Here is a 19964-nt window from a genome sequence, read left to right as displayed (position 1 = left end):
AATGAAACAAGAACAATACACCCAACTGGGAAATATTTCCATTTCAAAAGTATTGACGGGGCTCTGGCAGATTGCAGATATGGAAAGAGATGGTAAGGCTCTTGATCCTCATCGAACGGCCTTTGAAATGGCTCCTTATGTGGAAGCAGGATTGAGCACATTTGATATGGCAGACCATTATGGCTCGGCTGAAGTTATTGCAGGCACTTTTAAAACCTCCCATGAACTGGGTTCCAAAGCTCAAATGCTTACCAAATGGGTACCTAAACCCGGAAAATCCACTAAGTTGGCGACTAGGGAAGCGGTGGAATTGGCTCTTAAAAGGCTTCAGACTGACAGCTTGGAATTGTTGCAGTTTCATGCCTGGGTCTATTCCGACCCGGTCTGGTTGGATCAACTGTTTTGGTTGAATGAGCTGAAGGAAGAAGGGTTAATAAAAAACATAGGCTTGACCAATTTCGATGCAGCCCACTTGAGGATTGCATGTGCCTCAGGAATTCCTATTGTATCCAATCAAGTATGCCACTCTTTATTAGACATGCGTGCAGCGGGGGAAATGGCTTCAGTTTGTGAAGCCTATGATGTTAAGATATTGGCATTTGGGACACTTGCCGGAGGTTTTTTATCAGGCCGGTGGTTAAACAAAACCGAGCCAGATACAGAAACTGCAGCTACTTGGTCACAGATGAAATATAAGCGATTTATTGATGCGGCGGGAGGTTGGGAAAAATTCCAGGCTTTGCTATTCACTTTAGAACAGCTTGCTAAAAAGCACAAAGTTTCTATCGCAAACATAGCCACAAAGTTTATATTGGATCAAAAACATGTGGGAGGTGTCATTATAGGAGCCAGGTTGGGACAAAGCGCGCACTTAGAGGATACCAAGCGTTTGTTTGAATTCGAACTGGACGAAGAGGACCTTGGGATGATCAGGGCTGTTCAGGCTGAGTTATCCACAATCCCAGGAGACTGTGGCGATGAATACAGGAAGCCGCCTTTTCTCACAGCCTCAGGAGACTTAAGCCATCATTTAGATGAAATTCCCAAAGCCTTTGAGGTGGAAGAAGGCCTTTCAAAAACCAAAAAAGTTTTCAGCGGAACCCCTTGGGAAGGTATGGCCGGATATAGTAGGGCAACAAGGAAGGGCAATCAAATTTTTGTTTCCGGTACTACTGCCACCCACAGAGATAAAATCATAGGTGCAGGGGATGCTGCTGCCCAGACCCATTTTGTAATCGACAAAATAGAAGCTGCAATAACCTCACTCGGTGGTAAGCTTGAGGATGTCGTTAGAACCAGGATATTTGTCAACAGTATTGGGGATTGGGAGGCCATAGCCAAGGCTCATGGTCAGCGCTTCGGTCTTATTCAACCGGCTAATACATTGGTAGAAGCAAAGTTAGTCGGTGAAGGTTACATGGTTGAAATAGAGGCTGATGCGGTAATTTAAAACTGAGTTATCCACAGAATTAGTCTATAATTATAAGTTTGATAGTTTCCACAAAGATTCAGTTATCCACAAAAGTAGTAGCTATGAAAAAAGCCTTAATATTGATTTATTTTATTTGCGCTTTTGGGTCTGCCCAAGAAAGCGATCCAAAATTACCAGAGCCAAAACTGTTTGAATCTCAACATGAAGGAACCTTTCATGGGGTCAAAGTCAGGTATAAAACCATAGCAGGGGAAACCTATTTGAAAAACGATCAGGGTGAACCTGTAGCTTCGATTTGGTCAACAGCCTATGTGAAGCAAGGCAGTGATTCCAAAAGACCTGTGATTTTTATTTTCAATGGAGGCCCGGGTTCAGCCTCGATATGGCTTCATATGGGTGTATTTGGACCAAGGATTGTTCAAGTCGAATCTGATGCTTCTGAAGATGATGGAGCTGCCCCATATAAAGTTATCCACAATGACTTGGCGCTTCTGGATATGGCTGATTTGGTTTTTGTGGACCCTGTAGGAACTGGATATAGTAAAGTAATTGGGCAGGGCAAAGTTGAAGACTTTTGGGGTTTGAATGAAGATGCGGCTTCAATTGCTGGTTTTATAAGGGTGTGGATAACCCGTAATAAAAGATGGCAATCACCTAAGTATATCGCAGGTGAGAGTTTTGGTACAACTAGGGCGGCAGCAGTTACTGCAGCTTTGGAAAAAGGAGGACAATCCATGGCCTTGAACGGGTTGATCTTGATTTCACAGGCTTTGGATTATCAGGGCTCCACTTCTACACATGATAATATTGCCTCTTATTTTACCTATTTTCCTACAATGGCAGCCACAGCTTGGTATCATAAAAAGGCTGGAAAAGGACAAGATTTGGAGGATTTCGTAGCGGAATCCAGAGACTTTGCTTACAAGGAATACCTGCCAGCATTGTATAAAGGTTCCCAGTTATCCACAAGTGAAAAGGACAAAATTGCTGATAGGATAGCTTATTTCTTAGGTTTGGAAAAGGATTATATCCTGCTTTCAGATAATAGAATACTTACTTCAAGGTTCAAGAAAGAGTTGCTACGTCAAGAGGGCAAAACAATAGGTACTTTGGATTCCAGGTATCTAGGAGAAGAAGGAGATGCAACTGCTGATAGGCCTACTTTAGGAGACCCTTCAGGATATGGAACGGATGCCGCGTATACTGCAGCCTTGCAGGAGTATTTCGCCAATACTTTAAACATAGAAATGGAAGACCGCCCCTATCTTACTTCTAACTCAAAAATCTATGGTAAATGGAATTGGAGGCCAGTGCCTCAGGGAGTAGGCTGGGAACCTTCTTATGTAAATGTTGCCAGAAGCCTTGGGGAATCTATGAGAAGAAATAAAGACCTGAAAGTGATGGTGGCCAATGGATATTATGATATGATTACGCCTTTTTTGGATGCTGAATATACCTTTGCCAGACATGATATCCCTCAAGAAAGAGTGGAGATGTTTTATTATGAAGGAGGGCATATGATGTATAATCACAGACCGGATTTTGAAAAGTTGGTACAGGATATTCGAAAGTTTTTAAAATGATTCGGAAAGGCTGGATTTCGGAAACCTTTCGGGTAAAAATCGCATTAGTTGAACAAAGTTTATAATTATGGAAAAACCGGAATTTAATATTGAAGAAGTAAATAAAATCATCCGTGGACGCAGATCCATGTTTGTAGCACAGTTTAAAGAAAATGATCCTGTTGAAGATGCCATTATTCAGGAATTGTTGGAAAATGCCAATTGGGCACCCACACATAAATTGACAGAACCTTGGTCATTCACAGTTTTCTCAGGAGAGGGTCTGAAAAAATTTGCAGATTTTCAGGCAGAGCTTTACAGAGAGCGGGCTATGAAAAATGGGAACTTCATTGAAGCTACTTATACCAAGTTCAAAGAAAATCCGCTTAAGGCTTCGCATATCATTGCCATTAAGATGAAAAGAGACCTAAAGGCAAATCTTCCTGTAATGGAGGAAATTGCTTCTGTGGCCATGGCTGTTCAAAACATGTATTTGACTGCTTCAGCCTATGGCTTGGCTGCTTATTGGGGTACTGGAGGTCCTACTTTTTGGCCTGAAGCCAAGGAATGGTTCGGTCTGGGTGAGGATGATATGCTGATGGGCTTCTTTTATGTAGCTAAACCAGCGACTGAGCGTTGGCCTTTGGGAAGAAGGAGGCCAATTGAAGATAAAGTGGAGTGGGTCAGGTGAAAGATAATGGATAAAGAATGAGGGGGAGAAGGATGAAATTTTAGATCTACGATTTTAGATTTGTGATTGGTTGAGTGGAGGGTTGCTGAAAGGAAGGGAACCATCGAGTTTATTTAGACTCGATGGTTTTTAATTTTTACGTTAAACCTTACATGGCTCTGAAAGCTGGTGGCTCAATTCCGTTGGCTCGGATGTAGGAAATAGCAGCTCCCCGATGATGAGTAGTATGGTCGTCGATAAGCACCATAACCTGCCTTTTGGAAGCGGTATTGCCTCCGAAAACTTCCAAAGTATTGCCTAATTCATTCTCTGGAACAGATTTGAATACTTTCATCGCATATTCAAAACTTAGCTTAACATGCGCTTTCAGTTCCTCTTTGTTGGATGGTTTTGCTTCCAAAATATTTTGTGCATCTGGCCCATCCAAAAATCTTTGACTCATTGCAACAGCTGCATTGGAAAGGTGTGCAATTTGCTCCTGAAAGCTCATCGCTGATTCATGGGGTTTGTAATCCAATAAGTCTTCCGGCATTTTGTCAACCACCTCCATGGTAAATTGCATGCTGTTTTCCCACTTGGCCAAAAACTCATCTACGGTAGTCTGAGCTTGAGAAATAGTCTGGACAAAGAAAAATGCGCCCATGGCCATCACTGAATAAAGTAATTTTAACTTGATTGTCATAACATCTGATTTTAGTATTGAGTATAAATATCAACTTCTCAAGGTTCATTTCAAACCAAAATGATAACTTTGAATCTATGCTTAGAGTTTTTGCGCTTTTACTGATAGTTTCCTTTCTCTCTGCTTGTCAGGGAGATTACCTTCCAAAACCTAAAGGATATAACAGAATTGATCTTCCTGAAAGAGGTTTTATACGTTTGGAAGGAGACTTTCCCTATTCTTTTGAGCATTCCAAACATGCAATTGTCGAGTCAGATAGCTTTAATCTTTCGGAGGAATATTGGATCAATCTGAATTATCATAGCCTTGGAGGTAAAGTTCATTTTACCTATTTGCCATTGAAATCGGATGGCAAGGATCTTAAATCCGTTTTGAATGATGCCATTAATCTCACAGCCAAGCATCAGGTTAAAGCATATGGCATTGAAGAATCCATTACCCTTACCCCCAGGGGCTACACCGGTGTGGTTGCCGAACTATCAGGTGAAGTTCCTACGCAGTTTCAGTTTTTTGTGACTGATTCCACAGACAATTTTTTAAGAGGAGCTTTGTATTTTGATACGGCTATGAAAAATGATTCTTTGGCTCCTGCCATTGAGTACATCAAAGTGGATATGGTTCACCTGATGAATACTTTGGAGTTTAAAAAATAAGGTTTGCCAAAGCATTGAAACTTTTCCAAAGCTGAGAACTTTGGAAAAGCTAATCTGATATTTTTAACGCATGTTTTTCCAACTTTTAATTATAATAACTCCCCCTAAAATAGCTACAACTGTAGCAATAATAGCAGAAAGGGTGTTTCCATAAATCCAGAAACCCACAGCAAAAAGTACTGCATAGACCATGATTGATCCTATCAACATCAAACCTATTTCCATAGGAAGTTGACCCTGTTCCTGTTTCTCATCAGGGAATCTGTCCAGCACTTTTTTCCAGCCAAATGAAGCAGGTCTGACTTTTCTGTAAAAAGAAAGCAATACCTCATCCTTTTCGGGCTTGGTGAGCAATGTGGCCAAAATCCATCCGACAGTGGTAATGCCCACACCGTAGAGGAGTTTTAAGTAAGCCATATCTTCCGGAATAGGTATAAGGCCAATTTTTGGATTAATGGTTTCAAAAAAGATGGCTACTACAAATGAAATCACCATAGCGTAAATCTCTGTGTACGCATTGATCCTCCACCAAAACCAGCGGAGTATAAATATCAACCCTGTACCTGCCCCAATCTGTAAGAGTATATTGAAGGCCTCAAGTGCATTAGACAAAGCCAGTGCAAGAAACGCTGCCAAAACCATCAAAAGAACTGTAGATATTCTGCCAACCATTACTAATTCTTTGTCAGTGGCCTCAGGCTTTAGAAATCTTAAGTAAAAGTCATTCACCACGTAAGAAGAGCCCCAGTTGAGATGTGTGGATAAAGTGGACATCACAGCAGCAATCAGTGAAGCCAAGACTACACCGATCAATCCTGTAGGCAGAAAGGTAAGCATAGCAGAATAGGCTAAATCATTTCCCAACTTATCCACAGGGATATGCGGAAAAGCTTCCTGCATATCTGAAACATTCGGGAAAATGATCAGAGAAGAAAGGGCAATGATGATCCAGGGCCAAGGTCTCATCCCATAGTGGGCAATATTGAAAAACAATGTAGCTCCGATGGCATTTTTTTCATCTTTGGCAGAAAGCATTCTTTGAGCGATGTACCCGCCGCCACCAGGTTCAGCACCGGGATACCAGGTTGCCCACCACTGTATAGCCAAAGGCATGATCAAAAGCGGGACAACCAGATTCCAATTGTTGAAATCAGGAAAGAAATCAAGCTTATCTGCTACATTGGGATGTGTTAGTAAGTTGTCAAGTGAGCCGATTTCCGGCATATCCAAAACGTAAATAGCAGCTCCTATAGCTCCTGCCATAGCGATAAAAAACTGGAAAAAGTCTGTCAACAAAACACCTTTCAATCCACCTAGGGATGAATAAATCACTGTAACCACAGAAGCAATCAATAAGGTTTCTACAGGGCTCAAGCCTAACATGACCCCGCCTATTTTAATAGCTGCAAGAGAGACAGTGGCCATAATTACCACATTGAAAAAAACACCCAGGTACAAAGCCCGGAATGCTCTCAGAAATGCCGCAGGCTTGCCACCATACCTCAATTCATAAAATTCCAGGTCAGTAGTCACCTCAGATCTTCTCCATAATTTTGCATATACAAAAACGGTCAACATGCCTGTCAAAAGAAAAGCCCACCATACCCAGTTGCCTGATACTCCATCTTTTCTGACTATATCGGTTACTAGGTTTGGTGTGTCTGCGGAAAATGTTGTAGCCACCATGGAAACACCTAAGAGCCACCAAGGCATATTTCGGCCCGAAAGAAAAAACTCTTTTGCTGATTTACCGGCTTTTCTGGATGTAAAAACTCCAATGAGCATGGAAATGACAAAAAAGGCTAGAATGATACCCCAGTCAATTAAGGAAATGTTCATAGGTTTTGGGTTTCTTAAGTGTTTATAAGGAAATGTTTATTAATTTTTTTTCCTTTGTCTTTCAAACTTCTTTAATAAATTTTACTAATGTAAATATTTATGTAGGATTTGCAAAAGGCCTGATTCCAAATTAGCTAAAATTCCTGCAGATTTGGGTTTTATTTGATTTTCTAAAAATTGAATTGGTTTTACATAGACAATACTCCCATCTTCTAATATGCAATACCCTTGGCTTTCCTTTCTCGAAAAACAATACCCTTTTTCCATAAAGTTGGAAAGTATTCAAGCCTTTGGCGATGGGCATATTCACCACACCTATTTGGTGGATACTTCAATGGGTAAGATGATTTTGCAAAAATTCAACAACAAGGTGTTCACTGCTCCTGAAAAAATCTCTCACAACCATCTGATCATGTTGAGAAAAATCAACAGGAAGGAGCTTCCGTTTGAACTTCCTTTACCAATTCCCAATAAAAGAGGTGAGGTATTTTCTAAACTTGAGGATGGAATTTTTAGGTTTTCTCCCTTTGTGCAGGGAGCCTGTGTCAATGAGGTTCAGGAGCCTCAGCATGCTTTTTTGGCTTCAAAGGCATTTTCTCAACTTATCGATGCTGGGAAGCATATACGGGGAGCAGATCTGAAAGAAGTGATACCTGGGTTCAATGACCTAAGTTTGAGATACCATCAACTTTTGACAGCAGTTGAAAAGTCCAAAAGAGTGCTGAATGTGGAATTGAAGGAGTTGATTGACTTTTATCTTGGCCGGGAGGATCTGGTCAAGGAATACAAAGCATGGGCTGCCAAACTGCCTCTAAGGCTCACACACAATGATACGAAGATCAATAACCTTATTTTTTCTGGGGACTTATCCACAGTTAAGGCAGTGATAGATTTGGATACCATCATGGCCGGATTTGCATTCTATGATTTTGGGGATTTGGTGAGGACAGTAGCTTGTACCGAGCATGAGCATTCCACTGCTTGGGAAAAAATCTCTGTTGATAAGTCCAAATATGAGGCCCTGTATCAGGGTTTTTGCGATGGAGGGAGTGCTTTTCTGACAAAGGATGAAATAGCTTCTTTACACTTTGGAGGGAAAATGATGACCTGCATCATGGGCTTTAGGTTCTTGGCAGACTACCTGAACGGTAACATTTACTACCAGATCAAATACGAAGCACAAAACTTCCACCGAGCCAAAAACCATATGTACTTGCTTAACGCTTTAGACCAAATAAATTAACCACAGATGACACGGATGAACACAGATAGTCCTTCGGTCAAGCTATCATGGTGGACTCAATATCTGTGCAGACCTGTGATGATCAGTAGTTCTAAATGTCAGTAATCAAGTTAACCCCAGCAGACATGGATCAACACAGTTCGTTCTTCTAACAGAGTAAATTGATGGCTTTATTATCTGTGCAGATCTGTGATGATCAGTGGTTAAAAAACCTATCTTCTAGTAAACTCCTCTTTTGCCCCATCCAGAAACTCAACAAAGTTTTGCACATTCGTGTCGTAGGCTTTTGGCCTGACAAGTAGCTCTTCATTATGATCTAAAATTACATAATAAGGCTGTGCATTGTTATTGAAGCGGGTAATTTGAAAATCAGCATTCTGCTTACCTATAGTTTTTTTCACTTTCCCATCATAGTCGGAAGTATACCATTCGGCCTCTGGCAATTCATAGCGCTCATCGATGTACAAGGCTACCATCACAAAATCCTCGTTTAACCTCTGTAAAACAGGAGTTTCTGACCAAACCCTCGCTTCCATTTCTCTACAGTTGACACAGCCATGACCCGTAAAGTCTATGAAAAGCGGTTTGCCTGTTCTTTTTGCAGCTTCTAAGGCTTGATCATAATCAAAATAACCCTGAATCCCGTGTGGAAAATGAAGGAAATCAGCATACTTGGGAATATCGTCCAGTTGATTGCTGGATGATTCTGTGAGCCCTTTGCTTGAAGCGATATTAAAATCATGAGTAGCCATCGGAGGGAGGTACCCAGAAAGTGCCTTAAGAGGAGCACCCCACAAGCCCGGAATCAAATAGACTACAAAAACAAAAGTTGTGATTGCAAGCATCAACCTGGGTACACCTATGTAATCCATAGGAGAGTCGTGCTTGGTTCTGATTTTTCCCAAAAGGTAAAAACCCAAAAGCGCAAATATTACAATCCAAATAGCGATGTAAATGTCCCTGTCCAGAAGTCCCCAATGGTACACCTGATCTGCTACGGAAAGGAACTTGAATGCCAGAGCCAACTCCAAAAAGCCCAAAACCACTTTCACAGAGTTCAGCCATCCACCCGATTTTGGCAGGGAGTTCAACCACTCGGGGAAAATAGCAAACAGGGTAAAAGGTATAGCAAATGCTAAAGAAAAGGCAAACATGCCAGCAATTGGCATCAGAAAATCTCCACCTGCAGCTTTTATCAGAATAGAACCCACAATAGGCCCTGTACAGGAAAAGGACACCAACACTAAAGTAAAGGCCATAAAGAAAATTCCTGTTAAGCCCCCCTTATCTGCTTTGGCATCAATCTTATTGACAAAACCACTAGGGAGCGTCAACTCAAACATACCCAAAAAAGCAAATGCGAAGAAGATAAATACCAAGAAGAAAAAGATGTTGGGCAGCCAGTGCGTTGAAAGCCAATTGGCAAATTCAGGCCCCTGTATGGCTGCTACTGCAGTACCTGCAATGGTATAAATAGCAATGATGGATAGTCCATAAATGGAAGCATTTCGGATCCCCTGAACTCTGGACTTTGATCTTCCTGTAAAAAAAGTCACGGTCATAGGGATCATCGGGAAAACACAAGGTGTAAGCAATGCCGCTAAACCTGCTAAAAAGGCCACGATCATAAACCCTATCAAACCAGATTGGTCCTCATCATCATCCAGATTGATAAAAGTTCGGGCTCCGGTCTGCTCTTCAATTTTATCCTGAGCAACTTGGGTTTCTTCCTCTACTTCTTCATTGAGAGGAAGTTCTTGTGTTTCTGAAGATCCTGAATCAGAATTGGATGTACCGCTGGCTTGTGTGGTCAATTCAAAGTCCTCGTCAAATGGAATGCACTGGCCTGTCACGTCGGTACACATTTGATAGCCCAAAAAACCTACTAATGATACATTGCTACCAGTAATTTTTACTTTTTGCTCAAAGGCTCCGGTACCTTCAAAATAAGTAACCTCACCTTCCCATATTTCATCATACTTCGATTTGGGATTAATGGCCTTCAATTCCCCGATCAATTCCAGTCCAGAAGACTTATCCACATTCAGCTCTGTCAACATAGGTCCCAAGTCAGGATCAAAATCATTGCTATAGATATACCAATCCTTTGGAATCTGTGCTTTGAAAATGATTTTGGTTTCTTCACCTACTGTCAGGGTTTTGCTTTCAAACTGTATGGACCAGTTGGGTGGTGCGATAAGCTGGGCAAAAGCCTGCACGTTAAATAGTAGCAAGAAGATCAATACCAAAGAGGACTTAAAGTATGTAGACATTTCGGGGAGATTAATATTCTAAGGAATAATAATGAAGAAATCTGCGGTTTAGTTCAAATCGGATCAGTCTTGAAATAAAATCACCGGAAACTTTTCAGTGATTCCAGTGAGATGATTTTCATTACTTGGAGGCTTCCTCTTTAAAATGTTTGAAGAAAGAGGCGATTGTTTCAATACCCATCAAATAGTTTTTGACGCCATAGTGCTCATTCGGAGAATGAAGCGCATCCGTATCCAAGCCAAAACCCAAAAGAATAGGATCCAAGCCCAATTCTTTTTGAAATAATGCACAGATTGGAATAGAGCCACCCTCTCTGGTGGGAATAGCCTTTTTGCCGAAAGCTTCCTGAATAGCTAAGTCTGCCGCCCTGTAACCTGGGGTGTCAGTGGATACTACGGCAGCCTCTCCTCCATGATGCGGGATGACTTTTACTTTGACAGAGGCAGGGGCGATCGATTTGAAATGACTTTCAAATAATTTGGCGATTTCTTTGTGGTCCTGATTGGGCACGAGCCTCATGGAGATTTTGGCAAAAGCTTTTGAAGGCAAAACAGTCTTGGCGCCTTCTCCGGTATAGCCGCCCCATATCCCGTTTACATCCAAAGTAGGCCTGATTCCCACTCTTTCAATTGTCGAAAAACCCGCCTCACCATGTACATCTTCTATGTCCAGTTCCTTTTTATAATCATCCAGGTCAAATGGAGCTTTGTTAAGATTGTCACGGTATTCCAGAGAATATTCCTCCACTTTATCATAAAAGCCCGGAATCGTGATATGGTTATTTTCGTCCTGAAGGGAAGCGATCATTTTGCAAAGGATATTGATCGGGTTTCCAACAGCTCCACCGTAAGTACCGGAATGGAGATCCCGGTTTGGTCCGGTGACTTCCACCTGCATGTAGGCCAAACCTCTCAGTCCCACTGTTACTGATGGGTTTTCCAAAGAAATCATGTGGGTATCGGAGACGAGCACTACATCGGCCTTTAGCTTTTCTTTATTTTCCTTTACGAAAATATCCAAGTGTTCAGATCCAACTTCTTCCTCTCCTTCAATCATAAATTTCACATTGCAAGGCAAAGCCTCATTGGCCATCATGGCTTCAAAGGCTTTCACATGCATATAAAACTGACCTTTATCATCAGCTGAACCTCTGGCGAAAATAGCACCCTCGGGATGTCTGGGAGTTTTTTTGATTACCGGTTCAAAAGGTGGTGAATCCCAAAGCTCGTAGGGATCTGCGGGTTGGACATCATAGTGCCCGTAAACCAATACTGTAGGCAAGCTAGGATCAATTATTTTTTCACCATAGACTATTGGGTATCCGGCAGTCTGACAGACTTCCACCTGATCAGCACCTGCATTTTCAAGACTTTCCTTTACAAATTCTGCTGCCTTGAAGACATCATCTTTAAATTTTGGGTCTGCACTTACCGAGGGAATCCTCAATAATTCAAAAAGTTCTTCAATAAACCGTTGTTGATTCTCTGAAATAAATTGTTTTACTGACATTATATTTGAGTTTTTATTCTATTCGCAATTTGTTTTTAAAAGGCTTATTACCTTGTCCAAAACCAATCTATAAAATTACGCTATATTTAAAGAATTGCCTATTTTACAAAAAACTTTTATCCATGAAAGCTATTCTTTGCACTACATACGGAGGTCCTGAGCTGTTGCAATATACCGAAACCTCTGACCCTCAAATCGGAGAGAAAGATGTCCTGATCCAAGTGGCAGCATGTGCTGTTAACTACCCCGATGTATTGATCATCCAGAATAAATATCAGTTTAAACCAGAACTTCCATTTGCCCCTGGAGGAGAGGTTTCCGGAATTGTCCTAAAAGTAGGAACAGCAGTGAAGCACATAAAGGAAGGACAAAAAGTGCTTGCCCTTTGTGGCTGGGGAGGTTTTGCAGAAAAAGTCAAGGTGGAAGCAAACCGGGTGTTTCCCGTGCCAACACAAATGGACTTTATCACAGCAGCCTCCACATTGTACACTTTTGGCACTTCATACCATGCACTAAAAAATCGTGCACAAATTAAATCGGGGGAAACACTTTTGGTTCTAGGGGCATCGGGAGGCGTTGGATTGGCTGCTGTAGAGTTAGGTAAACTAATGGGAGCCAAAGTGATAGCGGCGGCTTCCACGGAAGAAAAACTGGCCATTTGTAAGGACAAAGGAGCAGATGTTTTAATCAATTATGAGGAAGAAGACCTAAAGGAAAAAGTCAAATCACTTACAGAAGGCAAAGGGGTGGACGTAGTATTAGATGTAGTCGGAGACAAATATGCAGAGCCTGCCCTTCGCAGTATGGCCTGGAAAGGAAGATACCTTGTGGTTGGCTTTGCAGCTGGAGAAATCCCAAAACTCCCCTTCAATTTGGCCCTTTTGAAAGGCTGTGCAGTGATGGGTGTATTTTGGGGAAGGTTTTCTTCTGAAGAACCTAGAGAGGCGCAGCAAAATCTGATGGAATTGGTTAACTATATTCAGAAAGGTAAAATCAAGCAGCACATTTTTCAGACTTATTCCCTTAAAGATTCTCCATCGGCATTGGCCGACATGATGGAAAGAAAAGTCATCGGAAAGGCCGTAGTGGTGGTCAATGAAGGCTTATTGGCCAAAGACAAGGAAAAAAGTACCCAAAAATCCGAAGAAGTTGCCAAAGAAAACAGTCAACAAGACTTAGCTCATCAAGAGACTAAGCCGATAAAAATCAAAAACGCTAGTGATCTTCAAAAACTGATTGGTAAAGTGCTGGGAAAAAGCAGTGGAGTCACCGTGAGTCAGGATTTGATTCAAAAATTTGCAGAAACTACGCAGGACCTGCAATGGATACATGTAGATGTAGAAAAAGCAGCGGCAATGTTGCCGGGAGGTAAAAATCTAGCACATGGCTACTTGACACTTTCCCTTATTCCTCATTTGCTTTATGAACTTCTTCCTTTGGAAGGGGTGCAGATGGCATTGAATTATGGCACGGAAAAGGTACGTTTCCCGGCACCTGTTTACTCCGGTGATAGACTTACATTGGAAGCTTCCATCAGCAAAGTGGAAAAAAATCCAGACGGTACGGTTAAACTTTTTCTGCATGCTGCCTTATCTTCAGAAACCGAATCCAAACCTGTTTGTGTGGCAGAACTGATCACTTTGGTGAGATTTTGAAGTACAAAAATTGCTTAGTGTGCAGCATATATGAGGAATCATTTTCGGATTAAATATTCCTATACCATTATTTTCTTACACTTTATTGCCAAAAACCATTCAAATATCCCCTGTAAACGGTATTTTTTAATCGAAGCTTCTCCTATAACTTTACCTTCTTGTTGAGCCAATTCACCCAAGAGGCTCAGGCTTAATGATCATACCTATGTACACTGTCTTAATTATCGATGATGAGCCGCATGCTCAAGAGTCATTGGCAATGCTGCTGAATAAGTATTTTGAAGGAAAGTTTGAAGTGATTCAAAAATGCTCCTCTGTAGATGAGGCAGTACCTTTGATTCAGGGGGAAGAACCCGATTTGGTTTTTTTGGATATACAAATGCCCAGACAGTCGGGTTTTGCTTTACTTGAACTTTTTGAAAACCGTTCTTTTGACGTCATTTTTACTACAGCCCATAAGGACTACGCCATAGAGGCATTCAAACATCGTGCATTTGATTACCTGCTGAAGCCCATTGACATCAGGGAATTTCAAAAAACCCTTTTGAGGTATATCAATTTCAAAGAAGAAGAAAACTCTATTTTTGCACAAGGAAGAAGGTTGGCAGTCAGTGCTTTTTCCATTGATGGAGGTTTGGAATTTATCCGCCATGATGAGGTGATTTATTGCATGTCAGATAAAAATTATACTAGGCTTTTTGTATCCACAGGAGAAGAACCTTTGTTTGTTTCCAAACCCCTGAGCTATATTGGAAGAAAATTATCAAAAGAAAGGTTTGTCAGAATCCATCAATCATATTTGGTCAATATCACCAAGATCAAAAGGTACGACCGAGGTACCGGCCTCCTCATTATGCACAATGGACACGAAATCCCTGTTTCTACCCGTAGGAAAAGTGAGTTGCAGAAATTTGCGTAATTCATTAGTCTTGTTTTTATTTTGTGTGCAGATTGTTTGTGCACAACAATATTCATTCCGTCAATATACCACTGCCGAGGGCTTGCCCAATAATGCAATCAGGGTGCTTTTTGTAGACTCAAGAGGTCTGCTTTGGGTAGGAACAGAAAACGGCTTGTCCAAAATGGAAAATGGAAGCTTCCGGTCTTTTTTTGAGTCCGATGGCCTTGCATTCAATAGTTGCTGGGCAATTGGTGAAGATTACCTCAATCAGATGTGGTTTGGAAGTTATGGGGGTGGCCTGACCCTCTTTGACGGTAAAAGTTTTCAGGTGTTCAACTCCCAAAACGGTTTGATCGATGATAGGATAAGGCAACTATATGCCTATCAGGACAAAATGCTGGTGGGTACAGAAAACGGTATTTCCATCATCCATATTGAGGAAAGAAGAATAGAGTCTGTTCCCGAAACCCAAAGAGACGAGGGCACTAACTATACTTCAGGTTTTTTTGAAGCCGGGGAAAGACTTTTTTATACAACTTACAGGCATGGACTTTATGAAATCCTGTTTTCTGAGTCCGGAACAGAAGTGAAAAAGATCCATGACCATAAGCCTATTTATGCCATTGGTCATTTTGATCAAAAAGTGTATACCTCCAACAAAGGGCATGTTGATTTATTTGATGTAGAAAACTTTATTTCAGCACAACCTGAGCCCATATCATTTGGTCAATCTGTGGTCTGGTCCTATCTGAAAGGACCCGAGGAAACTGTTTTCGCAGCATCCTGGGGAATATACCGACAGGATGGAGGACTCTTCGTCCTTTCAGGAAGCCGCTTTGCGCCCTTTGAAAGACATCTTGGTCTAAAAGCCAAAAATTTTATCTCCGGAACATTTGATTCACTCACCAAAACCCTCTACCTAGGTTCAAATGACCGTGGAATGTACAGCATTAAGTTGGATGAGCGCATACTTTTTGAAGGAGAGAGAAACTCAGAGGTAAAAGGTTTTTCCGGGAAGGATGAACTTGGTGCGATTCTTTACTCAGACGGGATTTCTCTATTAGAAGCTTCTAAATTTTTATCGTCTTCAGATTTTAAGCAAGCACAGACCCGTTTTCTTCGAAACCTCCCTTTTCCTATTCCAAACCATGAGGATGATTTTTTTGAACTGGATTATGACACTCATGCTGAAGATGTGGTTTTTTATCAAATCCACAAAATCGCTGGGCTTTATTGGGTAAATACCAATATAGGTATTTTCGGACTTGCTGCTTCAGGTGAATTTAAGCTTTACTTGCCTGTTCATACCTATGTAATCGGATCAAGCCCCGAAGATAAATTAATCAGCAGCAACCCTTACGGTGGTATGAGGATTTATGATGATCCCGGTAATTTTAAGTTCCGTTATTTTTCCCCCAAAGATCCACAGACTCCAACCCAATTGGCTGGGATAGTGCACTCTGATTCCGCAAGTTATTTTGTTTCTGTTTTTTCAGGGCTATATGACCTTCGGGTAGATTCGGGCTTGAGGTCATTTTTGCATGAGAAAATTTGGACAGAAAATAAATTTAAGTCTGTCCACTTAGGACAGGATGGTTTGCTGTATATGGGAGCTGAGTTTGGTGACCTTTATATCCTTGACCTCAATGAAGGCTTTGAAATTGTAGATAAAGTTCCCAAATCCCAGCTGATTGGGAATGGAATTGTTTTTATTGAAACTTATGGAGATGCGGTGTTGATTGGAACAGAAGTCGGATTGAATATCTACAGCAAGGGAACCGTGAGATTTTTTGATAAGGAACAGGGCTTGGGTGCAGGGTTGATTACCTCCGGAAAAGTAATCGGAGAGGTGCTCTATGTGGGTTACGATATGGGGTATTACAAAATACAGTTGCCAGAGCTTTTAGAGGAAAAGGAGTATGAATTCACTTTTGATGTCAATGAACTGATGGTGAATAATTCTTTATACGGAGAGGAAAAGATCCTCTGGTTCAGCTATGAGGCGGAAAAAATTTTATTGAAAAATAGGGAAAAAACCATTTCCATAGATTTTAAACCCGTGGGACACCCCTATCCACAGAAGTTGCGGTATAGGTATAGATTGACCCCGGAGGATACTTGGAGTGCGGAATTTTCGGAAAGTAAAATCACCCTTGCTTCGCTTTCTTATGGGGAATACCAATTGGAAATAGAAACGCTGGATTTGCATAGCGGGAAAAGAAGTGCAACAGTTTTGTTGGATTTTTCCATAGCCTCTCCGGTTTATTTCAGGTGGTGGTTTTTGCTGGGTGTGTTTTTGTTACTGGCTCTAGTAACCTATACAGCATTCAGGTGGAGGCTGCAACAGGTACGCAGGCAAGCGGTCATCCGGGAGAAAATTGTACAGACCAAGTTGGAAGCACTGAGGTCTCAGATGAATCCCCATTTTATTTTCAATGCGGTGAACTCTATACAATACTATATTTTGGGCAATCAAGGAGATGAGGCTTTGGATTTTTTGGGGAAATTCTCCAAACTCATGCGCAATACCCTTGAAAATAGTGTTCGTCCACAGGTACGGCTCAGTAGAGAAGTGGATTACCTGAGCAATTATGTAGAGCTTGAGAACAAAAGGGTTAACAATAAGGTGAATTTCAAAATGGAAATCCCTGTGGAAATAGATCCCGACAACCTTTATATTCCTTCCATGCTTGTACAGCCCTTTGTGGAAAATGTATTCGTACACGCCTTCGAACCGGGACAAACTGACCCTCAATTGATCATTTCTTTTTCTGTGCCCGATGAGGGGATGATTTATTGTGCGGTATGGGACAATGGCAAGGGTATTCAGGCTAAAAAAAAGGAGAGCATTTACAAATCGCGTGGAATGGATTTGGTGCGGGAGCGGTTGGCACTTTTGCCGGGCTATAAGGAGGAAAGTATTCGGGTGATTTCTGTAGAAAACAAGGGTACAGAAATCATCATCAGGATACCTTGTTTTTTTAAATAAATGAAAATCGCAGCGAATATCCTGCAAAATGCCGCGAATGTTAAATAAAAATATATCTGAATGATTTATGCTGTAATTTTAAGTACCTGAAATAAGCACCAGGGATTTTTTATTAAAAGCCGTGTCTGTATCTGGGTGAGATCAGACGCGGCTTTTTCATGTTCTGGGTTCAGGCTGGGGTTTACGCACAACTTGTCCCGAATCGGGAGAAAACAAAGGAGCAAAGATCCCCAAAGAAAATTTCTCGCAAAACTTGTCCTGAATCGGGAGACGCCAAGAAGCAAAGAAAAATTAACTCCCGCAGAAGGCGCAGAATTTCGCAGAGAGACTAAGCACAGATATTGGAATCAGGTGTAAGTAATGATTAAACTTCACCTTGTCATTTCGAGTATAGCGAGAAATCTATTTACGTGATTGCAAGAATCCAAAAAAATCACCCCCGCTGATAGCACAGAAATCCGCAGAGGGATTATGAAAATTATCTGTGAAAATCAGTGGTTACCTTTTTAATCTGCGAAATCTTCGGGAGGAATTATATAAGCAATCTGGGTGAAACCCGTGGAAAACGATGATATCAATTTTTGTCCATCAACGACCTTGAAGGGGTCGAACTTACTTTGATTTTTTATCGGCGCCTATTTTCCATACCTAAAGATAAAACCAAGCGTTCAGCCTCGGAATTCTAAAATCGTACAGCAAAACTCCCCACACAAATTTTGACATTTTATTTCTCACAATTGACCATCCATACAATCTCCTTTTTTCCAATCTACTTTTTCACTACTTTGATCCATCAATTAACCTTATTAAACCCTATCTACATGATTAACCTCAATATCAAAGCAATGGCGGAAAACACCTATGATGCCATTGTTGTTGGTTCGGGAATCAGCGGTGGCTTTGCAGCCAAAGAACTTTGCGAAAAAGGCTTCAAAACCCTGGTTCTTGAACGTGGCCGCTTAGTCACCCACCTTCAGGATTATCCCACCATGCAAAAAGACCCTTGGGATTTTGATAACCATGGACGTCTTACACATCAGGAACGTGAAGATTACTACGTTCAGATCCGATCGGGTTTTATCAATGAAGATAACAAGCACTTTTACCATAACGACAAGGCTGACCCATACATAGAAAAACAGCAGTTTGACTGGATCCGTGCCGACAATACCGGTGGCCGTTCTCTTATCTGGGGCAGGCAATGTTACCGTTGGTCTGACCTGGACTTTGAAGCCAATGCCAAAGAGGGCATCGCCATAGACTGGCCCATACGCTACAAGGATCTTGCGCCATGGTACGATTATGTGGAAAAATATGTGGGTGTTTCCGGTCAGGCTATGGGCTTGGACCATGTACCGGATGGACAGTTTTTGCCTCCAATGGAGCTGAACTGTCTGGAAAAACACATTAAAAAAGAAATTGAAGCCAAATTCCCTTTCCGGTACATGACCATTGGCCGAGTGGCTAACCTTACCCGTGAACATAATGGCAGGGGAGCTTGCCAGTCGCGTAACCGATGCCATCGTGGATGTCCTTATGGAGCCTATTATAGTTCCGTTTCTGTTTCTTTACCTGATGCCGCTAAAACAGGCAACATGACTTTGAGGCCCAACTCAGTCGTGCATTCTGTCATTTATGACGATGCCTCCGGTAAAGCCAAAGGAGTCAGGGTTGTGGACAGGGAAAGCAAGGAAATGATCGAGTACTATGCACGCATCATTTTCCTCAATGCCTCTGCGCCGGCGACAGCACAGATCATGCTGAATTCTACCTCGAGCCGTTTTCCAAATGGTTTGGGCAATGACTCCGGTGAATTGGGACACAACATCATGGATCACCATTACCGCTTGGGAGCTTCCGGTACTTTTGATGGTTTTGAAGACCAATATTACAAGGGACGCAGGCCAAATGGTATCTATATTCCAAGGTTCAGGAATATCAATGAACAGACCAAAATGAAGGAATTCCTCAGAGGTTATGGTTATCAGGGATCCGCTTCCCGAGCGAACTTTGGAAGGGGTGCCAATAGCAAAGAGTTTGGTGCTGACTTTAAAGACAATATGATGCAGGCCGGCCCATGGACTTTTGGGATTACGGGTTTCGGAGAAATACTTCCTTACCATGAAAACCAGATGTATCTCAGCAAAGACGAAACCGATGAGTTTGGTATTCCAAAAATGGTTTTTGATGCCAGCTACAAGGAAAATGAAATGGTCATGCGGGAGTTTATCAAATCGGATGCAGCAGAAATGCTGGAAGCAGCAGGACTGAAGAATGTCCATACTTATGACAACAGCGGTGCCATCGGGATAGGTGTCCATGAAATGGGAACTGCCAGAATGGGCCGGGATCCTAAAACATCTGTACTGAACGGCAACAATCAGCTGCATGCAGTTCCAAATGTGTTTGTGACTGATGGAGCATGTATGACTTCCTCAGGAACGCAAAATCCATCCATCACTTACATGGCCATGACAGCCAGGGCAGTGGATTTTGTCATGAAAGAAATGAACCGTAACAACCTTTAAATACAG

Annotated in this window: 13 protein-coding genes; 9 read left to right on the top strand and 4 right to left on the bottom strand. The window is 41.7% G+C overall.

What is annotated here, in order from left to right; genetic code table 11:
- Position 1: 1 nt before the first annotated feature.
- The 3 genes from A33Q_RS11830 to A33Q_RS11820 all read left to right on the top strand — a co-directional run bounded on the left by A33Q_RS11830 (position 2) and on the right by A33Q_RS11820 (position 3685).
- Entirely contained in the window at positions 2 to 1450 is a 1449-nt protein-coding gene (locus A33Q_RS11830) for an aldo/keto reductase (protein ID WP_009034852.1), read from the top strand.
- Between the two features lie 83 nt (positions 1451 to 1533).
- Entirely contained in the window at positions 1534 to 3015 is a 1482-nt protein-coding gene (locus tag A33Q_RS11825) for a S10 family peptidase (RefSeq protein WP_009034853.1), read from the top strand.
- A 67-nt stretch (positions 3016 to 3082) separates the two neighbouring features.
- Positions 3083 to 3685: a nitroreductase family protein gene (locus A33Q_RS11820; protein ID WP_009034854.1), complete on the top strand. Its 603-nt coding sequence runs from the start codon at positions 3083 to 3085 to the stop codon at positions 3683 to 3685.
- 148 nt (positions 3686 to 3833) lie between these two features.
- On the opposite strand, the gene A33Q_RS11815 is transcribed toward A33Q_RS11820, so the two are convergent.
- Entirely contained in the window at positions 3834 to 4367 is a 534-nt protein-coding gene (locus A33Q_RS11815; RefSeq protein ID WP_009034855.1) for a DinB family protein, read from the bottom strand.
- Between the two features lie 77 nt (positions 4368 to 4444).
- Here A33Q_RS11815 and gldD point away from each other — a divergent pair, with 77 nt between their 5' ends.
- On the top strand, positions 4445 to 5020 hold the full coding sequence (gene gldD, locus A33Q_RS11810; protein WP_009034856.1) for a gliding motility lipoprotein GldD: 576 nt from the start codon (positions 4445 to 4447) through the stop codon (positions 5018 to 5020).
- A 63-nt stretch (positions 5021 to 5083) separates the two neighbouring features.
- Here the strand turns inward: gldD and A33Q_RS11805 are convergent, their stop codons facing one another.
- A complete protein-coding gene (locus A33Q_RS11805; protein ID WP_009034857.1) occupies positions 5084 to 6859 on the bottom strand; it encodes a sodium:solute symporter family protein in 1776 nt (591 codons plus the stop codon).
- Positions 6860 to 7076: 217 nt separating this feature from the next.
- Between A33Q_RS11805 and A33Q_RS11800 the strand changes: the two genes are divergently transcribed.
- Positions 7077 to 8102, top strand: coding sequence for a phosphotransferase enzyme family protein (locus A33Q_RS11800; protein ID WP_009034858.1), 1026 nt, complete (start codon positions 7077 to 7079; stop codon positions 8100 to 8102).
- A 212-nt stretch (positions 8103 to 8314) separates the two neighbouring features.
- On the opposite strand, the gene A33Q_RS11795 is transcribed toward A33Q_RS11800, so the two are convergent.
- Positions 8315 to 10375, bottom strand: coding sequence for a protein-disulfide reductase DsbD family protein (locus A33Q_RS11795; RefSeq protein WP_009034859.1), 2061 nt, complete (start codon positions 10373 to 10375; stop codon positions 8315 to 8317).
- A gap of 121 nt (positions 10376 to 10496) precedes the next feature.
- Positions 10497 to 11885: a dipeptidase gene (locus A33Q_RS11790; RefSeq protein WP_009034860.1), complete on the bottom strand. Its 1389-nt coding sequence runs from the start codon at positions 11883 to 11885 to the stop codon at positions 10497 to 10499.
- Between the two features lie 122 nt (positions 11886 to 12007).
- Between A33Q_RS11790 and A33Q_RS11785 the strand changes: the two genes are divergently transcribed.
- From A33Q_RS11785 to A33Q_RS11770, 4 genes are all read left to right on the top strand, one after another.
- Positions 12008 to 13540 (top strand): zinc-binding dehydrogenase, encoded by a 1533-nt coding sequence (locus A33Q_RS11785; RefSeq protein ID WP_009034861.1) that lies wholly within the window; start codon positions 12008 to 12010, stop codon positions 13538 to 13540.
- 205 nt (positions 13541 to 13745) lie between these two features.
- Entirely contained in the window at positions 13746 to 14459 is a 714-nt protein-coding gene (locus tag A33Q_RS11780) for a LytR/AlgR family response regulator transcription factor (protein WP_009034862.1), read from the top strand.
- A complete protein-coding gene (locus A33Q_RS11775; protein ID WP_160169351.1) occupies positions 14452 to 17430 on the top strand; it encodes a histidine kinase in 2979 nt (992 codons plus the stop codon). Before A33Q_RS11780 ends, A33Q_RS11775 begins: the two co-directional genes overlap by 8 nt.
- Positions 17431 to 18251: 821 nt before the next feature.
- On the top strand, positions 18252 to 19958 hold the full coding sequence (locus tag A33Q_RS11770) for a GMC oxidoreductase (protein ID WP_009034864.1): 1707 nt from the start codon (positions 18252 to 18254) through the stop codon (positions 19956 to 19958).
- Positions 19959 to 19964 lie beyond the last annotated feature (6 nt).

It is taken from the genome of Indibacter alkaliphilus LW1 (assembly GCF_000295935.2).
Taxonomy (GTDB): domain Bacteria; phylum Bacteroidota; class Bacteroidia; order Cytophagales; family Cyclobacteriaceae; genus Indibacter; species Indibacter alkaliphilus.
Note: the sequence above shows the minus strand (reverse complement) of the source record. Positions and strands in the feature narration are given on the sequence as shown.